This is a genomic window from Streptomyces sp. NPDC102406, from assembly GCF_044765725.1.
Classification (GTDB): Bacteria; Actinomycetota; Actinomycetes; order Streptomycetales; family Streptomycetaceae; genus Streptomyces.
Map to the genome: position 1 here is coordinate 1,171,524 of NZ_JBIWKP010000001.1, position 15,838 is coordinate 1,187,361.

Genomic DNA, 15,838 nt, shown 5'->3' on the forward strand with positions numbered 1-15,838 from the left:
CCGGACGGAGAGAACGGGGGACTCCGACCGCCCAGCCCCACCGGCCTCCAGCGCCCGGCCAACGGCCTGCTCGACGGTCGCCTGACGAGTGGCCCCACGGCCCGACGAGTGGCCCCCACGGCCTGCGGTGCGGCGCCCAGGGTCTGCGGGGTGGCCCCGACGGCCCGGCGGGTGGGCTCGGGACCCGGTCCGCTTCGCCGGCTCTGTTCCGGTCCGCTCCCTCCGCCCGGGCCGTCCGACCCAGGCCGCGCGGAACGACCGGCCCCGTCACGCCAGCCCCAGCGCGAACACCGCGAATGCGGCGGCGAGCAGCCCGGCCAGGGCCCGGCGCCCCCGGCTCACCTGCTTCCAGGGCGATTCGAAGCCCCGCGCATGGCGCCCTATCAGGACGAGCAGCACCCCGAACAGGGGCAGCCACGCGAGACGGGCCGCTATCCAGGCCAGCGTGCTCGGACCCGCGGTCAGGCCCTGTATCGACCCGGCGAAGGATGCCGGGACCGCCGCCGCGAGCAACGCCGTCTGGTGCCAGCACAGAATGGTCATCGCCGACAGGTTGATCACCACGACCGGAGCCCACAGCGCGGGCCGACGCAACAGACGGCCGATGCGGTCCCGCAGCAGTATCGCGGCGCCGCTCTGCGCGGCCGCCAGCGCGAGGACCAGGAGCGACGGCGGATGGGAGTTGGTCCTGGCCTCGCCCGGTACCCCGACCATCGATGCCGGGTAGTGAAAGGCGAGCAGCAGCGCCGCGAACAGTGCTGTCCCCCCGACGAGCAGCACCCACGCACCGCGCTTGCCGAGCCTCTTCTCGCTCCAGCAGACGCCCAGTTGGTAGGCGAACATCCAGCCCGGCAGCAGATTCAGCAGGCTCAACCAGGACGGCATCGCCGATGCGAAAGGCCCGTACCGAAGGAAGTCGACAGCGGCGACCGAGGCCAGGAGCGGTGCCGCGGCCCAGGCACCGAGCCGGTTGGAGGCTCGTATGCACCAAGGCGTGAGCGCGGTGATCACCGTGTAGACCCCGACGAACCAGAGCGGCTGTATCACCAGTGTGGAACCAGTCCGCAGCGTCGTCCCCGGCACGCCGAGGGCGTACAGCACCGGGATCAGTGCGGCCCAGACAGCCGTCACTCCCAGCACCGGTCGGCCGAGCCGGGTCAGTCGGCCACGGAGCCAGTGTCCCGTCGGCACGCCCCGCTCCTGCGCCCGGCGGTAGGAGAGGACCGACGCGTATCCGCCCACGAGGAAGAAGACGCCGAGCATCTGCAACACCCAGCTCAGCGGTGCGAAGAAGCCGAACGTGGACAGCGGACTCGCGTTGTGCAGGGCACCTCGGCTGTCCAGGGTGAAGCCTCCGAGGAGCCAATGGCCGGTCGGGACGGCGAGCAGGGCCAGAGCGCGCAGCCCGTCGACCGCCCGGTCACGGTGAGCGGGAGTCCTCCGGTCGATGGAGGCGACAGCAGAGGCGGTGGAGGAGCGCAGGGCAGCGAGGGTCATGAGGAGGCTCCGGTGGCGATGTCGGTGAAAGCGCGCAGCGAATCGGTGCCGGGCGCGAAGTAGCCGGTGTGGCCCTGGGCGCGCTCGGCGGGCACCCGTCGGGCTCCGAACGCGGGGTCGGTGGGGTCGGTCCCGTGCCCCAGCCCCAGCAACTCGACGTGGGGCACCCTGGAGATCCAGTCGCTGTCGTTGCGCGCCGCCCACACACGGGCCCGCGTATGAAGATCGGACACGCTGTCGGCGCGCAGGCCGGGAGAACCGAGAACCACCAGGTCCGAGGCGGGCAGCCGGGACGCGGCGAGCCCGCACACCACCGACCCGTAGCTGTGGCAGAAGACGGTCGGCTCCGGTGTGCCGACGGCGGTGAGGCCCTGCACGAAGCGGGCCAGGCGAGGCGCTCCCGCCTCGGCGAGACGGCCCGTGGCGGCGTCCGGCCCCAGGCCGACCGGCGTGGTGTAACCGACCCACGCCACCACGGCCGTACGCCCACCCCCCGCCGCGTACAGGGAGTCCGCCATGCCGGCGGGCGTCCCGTACACATCGTTGGTCCGGTCGAACGAACTGAGGTCGATGTCGGATCCCGGAACGATCACCGAAACGTGTGCGGCGGTGCGCACGTCCCCTTGCACTTCGGCCACTTGACCTCGACCGCGCGGGTCGAAGGCGAGTATCCGCCGGTCCGGAGCGAGGAGATCGGCGCACCGCTCGGCCAGAGCGCGTGCCGTCGCCCGCGCCTGCGGGGTCAGTGTCGTGTCCTGCGCGTCGGCGCGGGCCCGGGCTTTCTGAGCCCGCAACGCCCGGGCGTTGGCCTCGTAGCGCAGCGGGATCGGCGCGCCGTCCAGGTTGCCGACGACCGACGGATGGCGGGCGGCCAGCTCGTGCTGCTGCCTCGCGCTCAACCCATGGAAGAAGGCAGCCATACTCGCGGGGCTCGCGGTCGCGGGGTCGGGCAGTGGCGTCCCCAGCGTGTCGTCCGCGCGCCACGACGCGGTACCCGGCGGCGGGCCGGTGAGCGGACGCTGCTCATGGCCCGATGCCCAGCCCGTCGTGCCCGCGGCGATCGTCGTCGTGAGTGCGGCGGCGACCAAAGTGCGGCGACCACGTCGTTTCCAAGAACCCAGGCCCATCGCCCGTCTCCCCTCCGTTGGCTTGACGAGGGGAAGGTAGAGAGACGGCTTAGGTCGACACGTCACACCGCGGAGCCAACTCGCGCTTGCTACTGGGGTATCCGTGTCTCATACCGCAGTAGGGGGTGGTGCATTTCCGCCGCGCTGATCTGGCACGACGAGGTGCCACTACGGGGGTTGGGCCTTGAGGGCAGCCGCCCCGAGGGCTGGAAGACGTCCGGCGAACCGGTACTCGGGTATGAGTAGTTACTGATCGCCGGGCGTGATGAGTCCGGACTCGTAGGCGAAGATCACCAACTGCGCCCGGTCGCGCAGCCCCAACTTCGCCAGTAAGCGCCCGATATGGGTCTTCACGGTCTGCTCGGCCAGGACCAGCTTCCCGGCGATCTCCTGGTTGGAGAGGCCGCGCGCGATCAGCTCCAGAACCTCCAGCTCACGGGGTGTCAGGCCCTTGAGCCGCGAGGAGCGGTCCCTGCGCGTCGGCCGGGTCTTGGCGAAGTCCTCGATGAGCCGCTTGGTGACGGTCGGGGCGAGCAGCGCCTCCCCGGCCGCGACGACGCGCACGGCGGAGATCAGATCGGCGGGCGGCGCGTCCTTCAGCAGGAAGCCGGATGCGCCGGCGCGCAGCGCGGCGTACACATAGTCGTCCACGTCGAAGGTGGTGAGCATGAGCACCTTGGGGCGGTGCACCACTCCTGGCGGCGGATCGAGCAGCTCGCGTGTGGCCGCCAGTCCGTCCATCTCGGGCATGCGCACGTCCATGAGGACCACGTCGGGGTGAGTGGACCGACTGACCTCGACACCCTGTCTGCCGTCCGAGGCGTCACCCACGACGTCGATGTCGCTCTGGGCGGAGAGAAGCGCGGCGAAGCCCGCCCGCACCATGCTCTGGTCGTCGACGATGATCACGCGGATGGTCATACGTGCGGAGTTCCTTTACGCCGGAGGGGAGTCGGGCACGCTCAGCGGAAGCCGGGCGGCGACACGGAAACCCCCGGCACGCAGCGGCCCCACGTCCAGCGTGCCGCCGACCAACCGTACGCGTTCACGCATCCCCACCAGCCCGTGCCCCGTGCCCGTGGACTCGAGAGGGGAGGCGGGCTCCGGGGCCGGCCCGTTGACCACGATCACCAGCAGGGCGTCCTCGTCCAGGCCGATCGAGATTTGTGTGCGCGCACCCGGCGCATGCCGCACCACGTTCGAGAGGGCCTCCTGCACGATGCGGTACGCGGAAAGATCCACCGTAGGCGGCACGTCGGCCAGTTGGGCCACGAGGGCCAACTCCGGATAGGACAATTCGGCGGGCACCCCGCCTCGTATGGTCGCCTCCACCAGTTGTCGCAGATGCGCGATGCCGGGCTGCGGTGCCAGATCGCCCTGTGTGTCCTCGCTGCGGAGGACGGCCAGGAGGCGCCGCATCTCGGTCAGCGACTCACGTGCGCCCGCGGCGATGGACGCGAACTCCGAGCGGGCCTCGTCGGTCAGCTCGTGAAGCCGGTAGGGCGCGGAGTCGGCCTGCACCGTTATCACCGACATGTGATGTGCCACGACGTCGTGCAACTCGCGGGCGATCCTGGCCCGTTCCTCCAGCAGCGTGCGGCGGGTCCGCTCGGCCTCGCTGATCGTCTCCTGCTCCACGAGCTTGCGCCGGGTCTCGCCTCGCTCTCTCAACAGGGCTCCCAGCAGCAGCACTCCGCCGCTCAGGACGATGAGCAGGACGCCCGTGTCCTGGCTGGACCTGTCGCGGAGCATGCCGAGGGCGATGCTGACCACAACGGTGACCAGCCAGATGCGGATGAGAGTGCGGCGGCTCTCCCGCAACGCGAGGGCTATGCACAGCACCACGTAGCCGACGACGATCATGGGCGTCCATGGCGAGGGGTGGTGCGCGTCGCCGTGGAACAGCGGGATCGTGCCCAGCACGGCGGCGACGATCACGATGTACCAGGCGGCCAGGGGACGGCTTACCGCGAGAAGCAAGGGCGCGGACTGTGCGACACCGATGGCACCGGCCAGTCCGCCGTTGACCCCGTAGTCGTTCGAGAGCACCTGCGTGGTGACCGGGATGAGCACCGCGACGAAGCTCAGCGCCACCAGATAAGGCAGCAGTCGCATCCACGCCTTGGGCGCCTTGGCCAGCAGCGGCTCGGAGCGGTCACCGCCCACGGCGACCGTGAGCGCGGATCCGGCCGCCACCAGTCGGGCTCCGACACCGCGAGAATCGCGGCCCAGAATCCGGGGCACGGCGCGGCGCCCTCCACGCCCGGACTCTTCGTCCGGAGGGCGGGGGGCATGGCCGGGAGGAGGCGGTTGAGTGCTCATCGCCCGATCAGCGTAGGCAATGACCCCAGGGCGTGCCGTCATACCGGGGTGCTCAACCGCGCCTCATACCCAGGTATCAGCACCCGCGGGGGACGCCCGGCCGTCACAGCTCGGCGAGCAGCTCAGTCTTCTTCGTCGCGAACTCCGCGTCCGTGACCAGACCCGCTTGATGCAGCTCACCGAGGTGGCGGATGCGCTCGGCGATGTCCGCCGGATCGCGACGGACGACGGACGCGGATCCGGCGCGCAAGGGACCGGCGGACGACGGCGCGGGACTCGTGGACCGTACGGCGGCCAGGACCGAGGCGGCGAAGGGCAGCGACTCGTGCACCGGCCCGTACCCGAGTCCGAAGACCACGGCGGCCGGGTCCTGGTCGGCCTGCCCCGGCTGCTCGTCGGCCGCTTCACGGTGCAGAAGGCGCAAGTGCCCCTCGAACAGCTCCGGAGAACGCCACTCCACCCCGCTCAGATCAGCGACAGGGAACGTCTTGTCCCCGGCCTTCCACTTCGCGGACGAGGCTCCCGTCCAGAACCAGCGGAAGGACACAGAGGCACCGTCGAAGGACGCCTTGCCGTCATACGCCTTGAACTGGAGCGGAGCCTCGGGCGGAGCCACCAGATACCTGTCCGGTCTGACGTCTCCCTCGTCGACCAGCCTGCCGCGCAATTCGTCCAGGTAGTACTCGGCGAGCGTCTGCCGCTCGGCGGGCAGGACCAGACGGTAAGGGTCGCTGCCCTCCTTGAGCTGGCCCGCCGCGGCATCCATCAGCGGATCGGCGCCCGGTCTCGGCACGGCGTGCAGCACCACAGTGCCGCGCTTGCCGGGCGTCAGCGTCACCGCCGCTATCGCTTCCAGCGGGATGCGGCGCTCGCCGAGCGCCTGGAACAGCTTCGGCGTGCGGATCCCCCGTTCGAAGCGGATGAGCACGGAGTCGGACTCGAACTCCCAGGCGGCATGAAATCCGGCCAGTACGTCACCCATGCGGCTCATCGTATGCGGCACGCGCCCCTCCGTCGCCTGTTGCGTCGGACCACTGTTCCACCGATTTCTACGCGCGTCAGGCGGAGGCGCTACCGGAAAAACCCTCCTGACAGTGCGGATCCGCGTCCGCGCACCGCACCGATCGGTACGAGCCAGTCCCGATCTCGGCGAAGTTGCTGAGACTCTCGGTGCCCGGGGCGAAGTAACCGGTGTGCCCCTTGGCGTCGGCCGAGGAGATGACCCGTGCTCCGAAGCCCGAGGAGACGGGGTCGGCGCCGTGCCCGAGACCGCCCACCTCCATGTACGGCACGTCCTGGATCCAGTCGTCCCTGTCTCGGGTCGCCCACACGCGCGCGTGGGTGCCCAGGTCCGCGGCGTTCTCGGCCCGCATGCCGGGGCTGCCGGCGACCGTGATGTCGCTGACCCGCGACGGCAGGTGGCGCGCCGCCACACCGCACACCACGGACCCGTAGCTGTGGCAGTACAGGGTGATGGGGGAGCGGCCGGGCAGACCGCGCAGCGTCGCGTTGAGCCGGACAGCACCGTCGTCGGCGCGCATCGACGTGGCAGCGTCCACGCCCAGGCCGACAGGGGCCGTGTAGTCGGCCCAGGCGATGACCGCGGTACGGATGTGCGGGCTCACCGCGCGCTCGGCTGCGTACAGCGAGCGTGCCATGCCCACCGGAGCCGAGTACTTGCGGAAGGTGCGCTGGAAGGTCAGCACGTTCGTGTCGACGCCCGGCACCACCACGGAGACGCGTTCCGCTGTGTCGAGGTCACCGAAGACCTCGGCGACCCGGCCGTTGCCCAGGGGGTCGAAGGCGAGGATCTTGCGGTCGGGGCGGCTCAGGAGCGCGAAGCGCTTCATGCGCTGCTTGGCGTCGGCGTGGCCGCGTTCGGACAACCGGATGTCATGGACGCGTTTGGCCTCGACCTTGCGGGCCTTGTCCAGGGCGAGTCTGTTCGCGCGATAACGCAGCTCGACGGGTGCGCCGTTCATGTTGCCGACCGCGAGAGGGTAACGGGCGGCGAGGCGACCGCGCTGGTGGGGCGGGAGCGAGGCGAAGAAGTGTGCGAGGCGAGTCGGGGAACCGTCGGGCGCGGGCAGGGCATGTCCGTTCAGGCTGCCGTGCTCCCATGCGGTGAGCGCGGCCCGGAGCGGCGATGCCTCGTTCCGGTGATGACGCACCGCGGTCCATCCGGTGGTGGCCAACATGATGAACACGACGGCCAGCGCAAGCAGCGCGCGCCAGACGTTGAGCTGTGGGGGAGAGTCGAAGGAAGTCACTGCGGGACACCCTAGGAGAAGCACACGGACCACCGTGCCACGGGTGAGGCAGATCACGTTTTCCGCAGCCTAATCGGGTAATGGTAAACGCGGTTGCTCGACAGACGTTCACGCTCTGTGAGGAAGCTGGGCGCCCTACGCGCGCGTGGACAGACCGTGTCGCGTGGGGGCGCCCGCGTCGCTCACACCGCGTCATGACTCCATCGCTCGCCCAGTGACGGCTTCAGGTGGTCGAGATATGACTCGGTGAGTGCGCGGATGGCGTCGACGCTCGCGTCCTCCCCGGCACCCCACAGGCGACCCGTCATGCGCATCACCCCGCTGAACGCGGCCACCGCCACGCGTGGCCGCGGATCGGCGTCCACATCGAGCCCCTCCCGCTCGGCGATCACGCGCGCGATCTCTTCCTCCAGCTCGCTGGAGCGGCGCAGATGGGCGGCGAGCAGGACCGGTGTCGACTCGATCATCTGGTACGTGCGCATGTGGAGTTCGACCGGAATGACCTCCTCCACCGAGCGGCTCAGCGCCTCCCACGTACCGAGGACGGTGTGCCGCAGCGCCTCGAACGGGCCCTCCTCGGCGGGGCGTTCTCGTAGCGCGGCGACGAAACGGGACTCCACCATCTCCTGCACCGCGAAAGCGGCCTCTTCCTTGTTCGCGAAGTAACGGAAGAAGGTGCGCTGAGAGACCTCGCAGGCCTCGGCGATCTCATCGACCGTGGTGCGGTCGAAACCCTGGGACGTGAAGAGTTCGAGCGCGGAGCGCAGCAAGGCGTCTCGGGTGCGCTGCTTCTTGAGTTCACGCAGGTTCAATCGCGTCGCCATGGTCCTCTTTCTGGCTGTTTGCGCAGCCCATCGTAGTGTGAGGGACCTGACAGCCACCGACTACTGAAATGCTTTGTCAACTGTCAGGGACTGTCACTAGCCTCAAGGTATGACTAGTCAGACCACTGTCGACAAGACGGACCGGGTTCCGGAGCCCGACCCCGTCCCGGCACCGGCCAAGGGGCTGCGCGGCCACCCCTGGCTGACGCTCTTCTCCGTCGCGATAGGCGTGATGATGGTCGCCCTCGACGGGACCATCGTCGCCATCGCCAACCCGGCCATTCAGAAGGACCTCGACGCGAGCTTCGCCGACGTCCAGTGGATCACCAACGGCTACTTCCTCGCCCTCGCGGTCACCCTCATCACCGCGGGCAAGCTCGGCGACCGCTTCGGGCACCGACAGACCTTCCTCATCGGCGTGGTCGGTTTCGCCGCGGCCTCAGGGGCTATCGGCCTGTCCGACAGCATCGCGCTCGTCGTCACGTTCCGCGTGTTCCAGGGCCTGTTCGGCGCGCTGCTCATGCCCGCCGCGCTCGGCCTGCTGCGCGCCACCTTCCCCGCCGAGAAGCTGAACATGGCGATCGGCATCTGGGGCATGGTGATCGGCGCCTCGACGGCGGGCGGCCCCATCCTCGGCGGCGTGCTCGTGGAGCACGTGAGCTGGCAGTCCGTCTTCTTCATCAACGTTCCTGTGGGTGTCCTCGCACTCGTCCTCGGGCTCGTCATCCTCCTGGACCACCGCGCCAAGAACGCGCCGCGATCCTTCGACATCCCCGGCATCGTTCTGTTGTCCGGCGCGATGTTCTGCTTGGTCTGGGCCCTCATCAAGGCGCCGTCATGGGGCTGGGGCGACGGTCTGACGTGGGCGTTCCTGGCCGCGGCAGTGCTCTGTTTCGCACTGTTCGCACTCTGGGAGACCCGCGTCGCCGAACCGCTCATCCCGCTGGGCTTGTTCCGCTCCGTGCCGCTGTCGGCCGGTGTGGTGCTGATGGTGCTCATGGCCATCGCTTTCATGGGTGGCCTCTTCTTCGTCACCTTCTACCTCCAGAACGTGCACGGCATGAGCCCGATCGACAGCGGTCTGCACCTGCTGCCGCTGACCGGCATGATGATCGTCGCCTCACCGCTGGCGGGCGCGATGATCACGAAGGTCGGCCCGCGCATCCCGCTGGCGGGCGGTATGGCGTGCACGGCCATCGCCATGTACGGCATGTCCACGCTGGAGGCGGGCACCGGCAGCGGCATCATGTCCGTCTGGTTCGGACTGCTCGGCCTCGGTCTCGCGCCCGTCATGGTGGGCGCCACCGAGGTCATCGTGGGCAACGCGCCGATGGAGCTGTCCGGCGTCGCCGGCGGCCTCCAGCAGGCCGCCATGCAGATCGGTGGCAGCCTCGGCACCGCCGTCCTCGGCGCCGTCATGGCGTCGAAGGTCGACAACGACCTCGCGGGCAACTGGGCGGACGCCAAGCTCCCGCCGCTCTCCGCGAACCAGTTGGACCAGGCATCCGAGGCCGTGCAGGTCGGTGCCGCCCCGGTGCCGCCCGGTACGCCGGCGGCGCTCGCCGAGAAGATCACGGGCGTCGCGCACGACACCTTCATCTCCGGCATGAGTCTGGCCTGCCTGGTGGCCTCGGGGGTGGCGGTCGTCGCGGTGCTCGTCGCGATGCTGACCAAGCGCGGCGCCAACGCGGATGCGGCGGGAGCGGGCGCCGCACACATCTGACGCGCGAACGGACTTCGTGCCGAAGCCCAGCTCAACGGCTGAATCCGGCACCCTCCTCAGCCGCGCACACCGTGCTGAAACCGCTCGTGTGAGGGAAGCCCCCGGGAACTATCCGGGGGCTTTCGCTTATCCGGGTGACGCTGATCAGCAGCCCTTCCCGGAACCGGATCCTCCGGGCCAGAGTGTGTGACAAGCGATCAGTCGCGAACGCAACTGGTCGACACGACACGGGGGTTCACACACATGCGTACGACCATGCTCACACCACCCACACCCACGCCGCTGCCCGCGGCCAAGTCCAGGCCGGGACCCAGGCCCAAACCCATGTTCCTGTCCATGCCCGTGAGCGTCATCGTCGCCGCGACCGCGCTCGCCGCGATGGCCCTCACACCCGGCCTCGCCGCGGCGGCGCCACCGACGCTCGGCGCCTGCGCGGCGGGGGAGCTGTGTCTGTGGGACAAGACCGGGTTCAAAGGACACCGGCAGACCTACGAGTTGGCCGGGATCGACATCGAGAGCTGCGTCGCGCTGCCGGAGGGGAGCAGCGTGGCGTCCATCGCGAACCGCACCGGTCGTCCCGTCACCACCTACCAGTCCGCGAAATGTGGGGAGACCGGGGAGTTCCAGACGTACCCGGGAAGCGGTACGTGGGAGCCCGAATCACCCTACCGGGCACGGGCGTTCAAGGTGTGGGAGAGATGAACGAGCGGGGGCGCCGGTGGTAGACCGAGGCAGACGGGGTACCCGATTCATCGCCCGAGTCTGGACGAACTCGAGGAGTGATGATGGCGGGCTTCGGTCACACCACGCGCAAACACCCCCGCTCACGCGGCCGCACAGGATCGCGGAGCGGGCCGGACCGCGCGACGCTCGGGATCATCGGACTCGTCAGCGCGATCGCCGGTTTCTCCGTCCTGCAGATCGTGCTGGGACCGGTCGCCGTCGTCTGCGGCTGGCTGGCCATGGGCCGACGCTGGACCGGTACGCAATCGGTGCCGGCACTGATAGCCGTCGTTCTCGGCGCGATCGACACGCTGCTCGCGATCGTCTGGCTGGCCTCGATGTCCGGCTCACCGGTGGGCGGACTGTTCTGAGTCCGAACAGGACCGACTGACCGCCTTTCGCGGTCGACTCGACGCGGCCCCGGGTCCTCCCCGGGGCCGTCGCCGAGAAGCCCGCACGACGGTATGCGGACCTGGTGGGATCGCCCAGGAGGCCCGAACGCCCAGGAGACCTCCGCCTCCCGACGCGGTCTCGCTTCCCGAACGCCGAACGCGGCTCGACCTCTCGCCGTGAGCCCGGGGCGGAGGAGCGCCGAAACCTGAGTCCTACCGCCCACACCTTGGCAACCGCCCGAACCTCGGAGCCTGAGCCGCAAGCCCGGTCCCGAGCCCGAACCCCGGACCCGAACTCAAAGCCCGGACCCGAAGTCCGAACCCCGGACCCGAGCCGGAAGCCCGGACCCGAAGCTCCGACCCGAACCGGAAGCTCGGACCCGAGCCCGAACCCCGAACCCGAGCCGGAAGCCCAGACCCGAACTCAAAGCCCGGACCCGAAGCTCCGACCCGAACCCGAAGCCCGGACCCGAGCCCGAACCCCGGACCCGAGCTCAAAGCCCGGACCCGAAGTCCGAACCCCGGACCCGAGTTCAAAGCCCGGACCCGAAGCCCGGACCCGAACCCGAACCCCAGACCCAGGCTCGAAACCCGAACCCGAGCCCCCAAGCAATCCGCTACCCGCTACCCGCCACCCCCTACGCGTCGCCCCCCGCCGCACCAGGATCCGCAGCAGTGACGTCCAGCAACTGGTAGCGGTCGATGGCCTGCTTGAGGACCGAGCGGTCGACCTTGCCGTCGCGGGCCAGTTCCGTGAGGACCGCGACCACGATCGACTGCGCGTCGATGTGGAAGAAGCGGCGCGCGGCACCCCGGGTGTCGGCGAAGCCGAAGCCGTCGGCGCCGAGCGACTGGTAGGTGCCGGGCACCCAGCGGGCGATCTGGTCGGGCACGGACCGCATCCAGTCGGAGACGGCGACGAAGGGGCCTTGCGCGCCGGACAGCTTCCGCGTGACGTAGGGCGTGCGCTGCTCCTCCTCGGGGTGCAGGAGGTTGTGGCGCTCGACGTCCACCGCTTCGCGGCGCAGTTCGTTCCAGGAGGTGGCGGACCAGACGTCGGCCCGTACGTTCCACTCCTGGGCGAGGATCTGCTGGGCTTCGAGCGCCCAGGGGACGGCGACGCCCGAGGCCATGATCTGTGCGGGGATCGTGCCCGAGGTGCCGGTGCTGATGCGGTGGATGCCCTTGAGGATGCCCTCGACGTCGACGTCGGCCGGCTCCGCGGGGTGCTGGATCGGCTCGTTGTAGACGGTGAGGTAGTAGAAGACGTCCTCGCCGGGCTTGCCGTCGGCCGTGGGGCCGTACATGCGGCGCAGGCCGTCCTTGACGATGTGCGCGATCTCGTAGGCGTACGCCGGGTCGTAGGCGACGCAGCCGGGGTTCGTCGAGGCCAGTAGCTGGGAGTGGCCGTCGGCGTGCTGGAGGCCCTCGCCGGTCAGTGTGGTGCGGCCCGCGGTCGCACCGAGAACGAAGCCGCGTGCCAACTGGTCGGCCATCTGCCAGAACTGGTCGCCGGTGCGCTGGAAACCGAACATCGAGTAGAAGACGTAGACCGGGACGAGGGGTTCGCCATGTGTTGCGTAAGCGGAACCGGCGGCGATCAGGGACGCCGTGCAACCGGCCTCCGAGATGCCGTCGTGGAGCATCTGGCCGGTCGGGGACTCCTTGTAGGCGAGGAGGAGTTCGCGGTCCACGGACTCGTACTGCTGGCCGAGCGGGTTGTAGATCTTCGCGCTCGGGAAGAAGGAGTCCATCCCGAAGGTGCGGTACTCGTCGGGCGCGATCAGCACGAAGCGCTTGCCGATCTCCTTGTCCCGCATGAGGTCCTTCAGGAGCCGGACGAACGCCATGGTGGTGGCGATCGACTGCTGACCGGATCCCTTCTTCACGGTCGCATACGCCTTGTCGTCCGGGAGCTGGAGCGGTTTCGCGCGGACGACGCGGGTCGGGACATAGCCGCCGAGCGCGCGGCGGCGGTCGTGCATGTACTGGATCTCTTCGGAGTCGCGGCCCGGGTGGTAGTACGGCGGGGCGCCGCCCTCGAGCTGGGCGTCCGTGATCGGGATGTGGAGCCGGTCGCGGAAGCCCTTCAGGTCGTCGACCGTCAGCTTCTTCATCTGGTGCGTGGCGTTGCGGCCCTCGAAGTTCGGGCCGAGGGTCCAGCCCTTGACGGTCTGGGCGAGGATGACCGTCGGCTGGCCCTTGTGCTCCTTGGCCGCCGTGAACGCGGCGAAGATCTTCTTGTGGTCGTGACCGCCGCGGCCCAGGTGGAGGATCTGGTCGTCGGTCATGTTCTCGACCATGGCGCGCAGCCGGTGGTCGTCGCCGAAGAAGTGCCGGCGGATGTACGAGCCGGGCTCGGTGGCGTAGGTCTGGAACTGGCCGTCGGGCGTGGTGTTCAGCTTGTTCACCAGGACGCCGTCGCGGTCCTGGGCGAGCAGCGGGTCCCAACTGCGGTCCCAGACGAGCTTGATGACGTTCCACCCGGCACCGCGGAACTGGGACTCCAGCTCCTGGATGATCTTTCCGTTGCCGCGGACCGGTCCGTCGAGGCGCTGGAGGTTGCAGTTGACGACAAAGGTGAGGTTGTCGAGGCCCTCACGCGCCGCGATGGAGAGCTGGCCCAGGGACTCGGGCTCGTCCATCTCGCCGTCGCCGAGGAAGGCCCACACATGCGACTTGGAGGTGTCCGCGATGCCACGGGCCTCCATGTAGCGGTTCATCCGGGCCTGGAAGATCGCGCCGAGCGGGCCGAGCCCCATGGAGACGGTGGGGAACTCCCAGAAGTCCGGCATGAGCCGCGGGTGCGGGTACGAGGACAGGCCGTGAGGCGCCTTCGACTTCTCCTGACGGAAGGCGTCGAGCTGGTCCTCGGTGAGGCGGTCCAGGAGATACGCGCGGGCGTAGATGCCGGGCGAGGCGTGGCCCTGGAAGAAGATCTGGTCTCCGCCGTCGCCCTCGTCCTTGCCGCGGAAGAAGTGGTTGAAGCCCACGTCGTACAGCGAGGCCGAGGAGGCGAACGTGGCGATGTGTCCGCCGACGCCGATACCGGGGCGTTGGGCGCGGGAGACCATCACCGCGGCGTTCCACCGCGTGGCGTTGAGGACCTTGCGCTCGATCTCCTCGTTGCCGGGGAAGAACGGCTCGTCCTTGGTGGCGATCGTGTTGATGTAGTCCGTGCTGCGCATCTCGGGCACGGCCACACGCTTCTCGCGGGCCCGCTCGATCAGGCGGAGCATCAGATAGCGGGCTCGCTCGCGGCCGCGCTCGTCGACTGCCGCGTCAAGGGAGTCGAGCCACTCCTGGGTCTCTTCTGGATCGAAGTCCGGGACCTGACTGGGAAGACCGCCAATGATGATCGGGTTGCGATCGGATCCGGAAGCCACGCTGTTCCTTCACTGTCGGTGATGCCTCTGTGCCCCTGACGGGTGCGCCGCCGGGTACGCCGTTGTCCATCGTGTACCTCGGAATCGGAATCGTCATCTCTACCGAGAGGTAAAACGCGGGCGCGGAGCGAGCCCCTGGGGTGGCCGTGAACAATTCGCGACCTTGCGCCCATTACGATCAGGTGTTCCGTGGGGCCGTTCGGCCCTGATCACGCTCGGCGTGGGGGCAGGGCGGGCAAACCCGGCAGAATGCTGTGGCGTACATCACCGGCCTGCGGGAATCCTTGACAGGAGTTGTGGTGGCACGGCCTGGAACGTCACCGTTTCGGCGGTCTCGACGGCCGGGTACTTGCGCGATCCGTCGCGCACGTGTGGACTACGGCCAACGCTTCGCGCGTGCGCGATGCTGCAGACAACTTCGTAAACATGATCAGGAGGCAATCCGTGAGCGCGACCGCGGACCACGCGGAGACGAACCTTGCCGTGAGGCTGGGTTTCCAGACCGACATGGTGGTCCAGGAGATCGGCTACGACGAGGACGTCGATCAGGAGCTCCGTGAGGCCATCGAGGCCACAACCACCACAGAGCTCGTCGACGAGGACTATGACGACGTGGCTGATGCCGTGGTGCTCTGGTTCCGTGAGGACGACGGGGACCTTACTGATGCGCTGGTGGACACCACCACGTACATCGAAGACGGCGGTTACATCCTGCTCCTGACGCCGAAGACCGGGCGGGAGGGTTACGTCGAGCCGAGTGAGATCGGTGAGGCCGCCACCACCGCCGGGCTCTCGCAGACCAAGGGCGTCAGCGTGGGCAAGGACTGGACCGGGAGCAGGCTGGTGACGCCCAAGACGGCCGCCAAGAAGCGGTAAGCCGCCTCCCGGCGGACCGGGATACCCCAGGTGAGGCCCTGCGGGCGTGCGAGCGCGCCCGCAGGGCCTCACGCATACGCGCGGGCCGCGTGTCCCCGCATGGCGGTGGGCGAGCCTTTCCCGGCGCCAACTAGGGTGAAGCCACCCGAACAGCCCTATCGAAGGGAAGCTTCACCATGGCGATCGAGGCCGGAACCAAGGCTCCGGAGTTCGAACTCAGGAATCAGCACGGGGAGACCGTCAAGCTGTCGGACTTCCGCGGTGAGAAGAACGTGGTGCTGCTGTTCTACCCGTTCGCTTTCACCGGGGTCTGCACCGGCGAGCTGTGTGCCCTCCGCGACGAGCTGCCCAAGTTCGTCAACGACGACGTGCAACTGCTCGCCGTCTCCAACGACTCCCCGTTCTCCCTGCGGGTCTTCGCCGAGCAGGAGGGCCTTGAGTACCCGCTGCTGAGCGACTTCTGGCCGCACGGCGAGGTCTCGCGCGCCTACGGCGTCTTCGACGAGGAGAAGGGTTGCGCGGTGCGCGGCACCTTCATCATCGACAAGGAGGGCGTGGTCCGCTGGACCGTCGTCAACGGGCTGCCGGACGCGCGCGACCTGAACGAGTACGCCAAGGCGCTCGACGCTCTCTAGGGATTCCGCGGGATTCCCGGCGACGACACCCGGTAGGAAGCCTCGCCGGGGGCGGGAACCCCT

At 69.1% G+C, this 15,838-nt stretch carries 12 protein-coding genes and 1 pseudogene; 5 read left to right on the forward strand and 8 right to left on the reverse strand.

Annotation, left to right across the window (positions count from 1 at the left end; genetic code table 11):
• Positions 1–267: 267 nt before the first annotated feature.
• From ACIRF8_RS05365 to ACIRF8_RS05395, 7 genes are all read right to left on the reverse strand, one after another.
• Positions 268–1,497: an acyltransferase gene (locus ACIRF8_RS05365; protein WP_404211053.1), complete on the reverse strand. Its 1,230-nt coding sequence runs from the start codon at positions 1,495–1,497 to the stop codon at positions 268–270.
• Positions 1,494–2,624: an alpha/beta hydrolase gene (locus ACIRF8_RS05370; protein ID WP_404211055.1), complete on the reverse strand. Its 1,131-nt coding sequence runs from the start codon at positions 2,622–2,624 to the stop codon at positions 1,494–1,496. The genes ACIRF8_RS05365 and ACIRF8_RS05370 overlap by 4 nt, the downstream gene beginning before the upstream one ends.
• A 246-nt stretch (positions 2,625–2,870) precedes the next feature.
• Positions 2,871–3,545 (reverse strand): response regulator, encoded by a 675-nt coding sequence (locus tag ACIRF8_RS05375; RefSeq protein ID WP_404211057.1) that lies wholly within the window; start codon positions 3,543–3,545, stop codon positions 2,871–2,873.
• A gap of 15 nt (positions 3,546–3,560) precedes the next feature.
• On the reverse strand, positions 3,561–4,946 hold the full coding sequence (locus tag ACIRF8_RS05380) for a sensor histidine kinase (RefSeq protein WP_404211059.1): 1,386 nt from the start codon (positions 4,944–4,946) through the stop codon (positions 3,561–3,563).
• A gap of 103 nt (positions 4,947–5,049) precedes the next feature.
• Positions 5,050–5,928 carry a DUF4429 domain-containing protein gene (locus ACIRF8_RS05385; RefSeq protein WP_404211061.1) on the reverse strand — a complete coding sequence of 293 codons (879 nt, stop codon included), beginning with the start codon at positions 5,926–5,928 and terminating at the stop codon, positions 5,050–5,052.
• Between the two features lie 76 nt (positions 5,929–6,004).
• Positions 6,005–7,216 carry an alpha/beta hydrolase gene (locus tag ACIRF8_RS05390; RefSeq protein WP_404211063.1) on the reverse strand — a complete coding sequence of 404 codons (1,212 nt, stop codon included), beginning with the start codon at positions 7,214–7,216 and terminating at the stop codon, positions 6,005–6,007.
• A 182-nt stretch (positions 7,217–7,398) separates the two neighbouring features.
• Entirely contained in the window at positions 7,399–8,040 is a 642-nt protein-coding gene (locus ACIRF8_RS05395) for a TetR/AcrR family transcriptional regulator (RefSeq protein WP_404211065.1), read from the reverse strand.
• Positions 8,041–8,149: 109 nt separating this feature from the next.
• Here ACIRF8_RS05395 and ACIRF8_RS05400 point away from each other — a divergent pair.
• From ACIRF8_RS05400 to ACIRF8_RS05410, 3 genes and pseudogenes are all read left to right on the forward strand, one after another.
• Positions 8,150–9,812 (forward strand): annotated as a pseudogene (locus ACIRF8_RS05400) (MFS transporter); the annotation flags it as partial.
• A 275-nt stretch (positions 9,813–10,087) separates the two neighbouring features.
• Positions 10,088–10,465: a peptidase inhibitor family I36 protein gene (locus ACIRF8_RS05405; RefSeq protein WP_404212287.1), complete on the forward strand. Its 378-nt coding sequence runs from the start codon at positions 10,088–10,090 to the stop codon at positions 10,463–10,465.
• An 83-nt stretch (positions 10,466–10,548) separates the two neighbouring features.
• Positions 10,549–10,857, forward strand: coding sequence for a small hydrophobic protein (locus ACIRF8_RS05410; RefSeq protein WP_404211067.1), 309 nt, complete (start codon positions 10,549–10,551; stop codon positions 10,855–10,857).
• Between the two features lie 659 nt (positions 10,858–11,516).
• Here the strand turns inward: ACIRF8_RS05410 and aceE are convergent.
• Complete coding sequence (gene aceE / locus ACIRF8_RS05415; protein WP_404211069.1) at positions 11,517–14,264, reverse strand: pyruvate dehydrogenase (acetyl-transferring), homodimeric type; 2,748 nt, start codon at positions 14,262–14,264, stop codon at positions 11,517–11,519.
• Positions 14,265–14,708: 444 nt separating this feature from the next.
• On the opposite strand from aceE, the gene ACIRF8_RS05420 reads away from it, so the two are divergent.
• Positions 14,709–15,140 (forward strand): DUF3052 domain-containing protein, encoded by a 432-nt coding sequence (locus tag ACIRF8_RS05420; RefSeq protein ID WP_404212289.1) that lies wholly within the window; start codon positions 14,709–14,711, stop codon positions 15,138–15,140.
• Positions 15,141–15,316: 176 nt separating this feature from the next.
• Positions 15,317–15,775, forward strand: coding sequence for a peroxiredoxin (locus ACIRF8_RS05425; protein WP_404211071.1), 459 nt, complete (start codon positions 15,317–15,319; stop codon positions 15,773–15,775).
• Positions 15,776–15,838: the final 63 nt, after the last annotated feature.

Excerpts from the sequence above, each read along its gene's own strand:
- ACIRF8_RS05365 (WP_404211053.1), bottom strand. The coding sequence starts at position 1,497 with ATGACCCTCGCTGCCCTGCGCTCCTCCACCGCCTCTGCTGTCGCCTCC.
- ACIRF8_RS05370 (WP_404211055.1), bottom strand. The coding sequence starts at position 2,624 with ATGGGCCTGGGTTCTTGGAAACGACGTGGTCGCCGCACTTTGGTCGCC.
- ACIRF8_RS05375 (WP_404211057.1), bottom strand. The coding sequence starts at position 3,545 with ATGACCATCCGCGTGATCATCGTCGACGACCAGAGCATGGTGCGGGCG.
- ACIRF8_RS05380 (WP_404211059.1), bottom strand. The coding sequence starts at position 4,946 with ATGAGCACTCAACCGCCTCCTCCCGGCCATGCCCCCCGCCCTCCGGAC.
- ACIRF8_RS05385 (WP_404211061.1), bottom strand. The coding sequence starts at position 5,928 with ATGGGTGACGTACTGGCCGGATTTCATGCCGCCTGGGAGTTCGAGTCC.
- ACIRF8_RS05395 (WP_404211065.1), bottom strand. The coding sequence starts at position 8,040 with ATGGCGACGCGATTGAACCTGCGTGAACTCAAGAAGCAGCGCACCCGA.
- ACIRF8_RS05405 (WP_404212287.1), top strand. The coding sequence starts at position 10,088 with ATGTTCCTGTCCATGCCCGTGAGCGTCATCGTCGCCGCGACCGCGCTC.
- ACIRF8_RS05410 (WP_404211067.1), top strand. The coding sequence starts at position 10,549 with ATGGCGGGCTTCGGTCACACCACGCGCAAACACCCCCGCTCACGCGGC.
- ACIRF8_RS05425 (WP_404211071.1), top strand. The coding sequence starts at position 15,317 with ATGGCGATCGAGGCCGGAACCAAGGCTCCGGAGTTCGAACTCAGGAAT.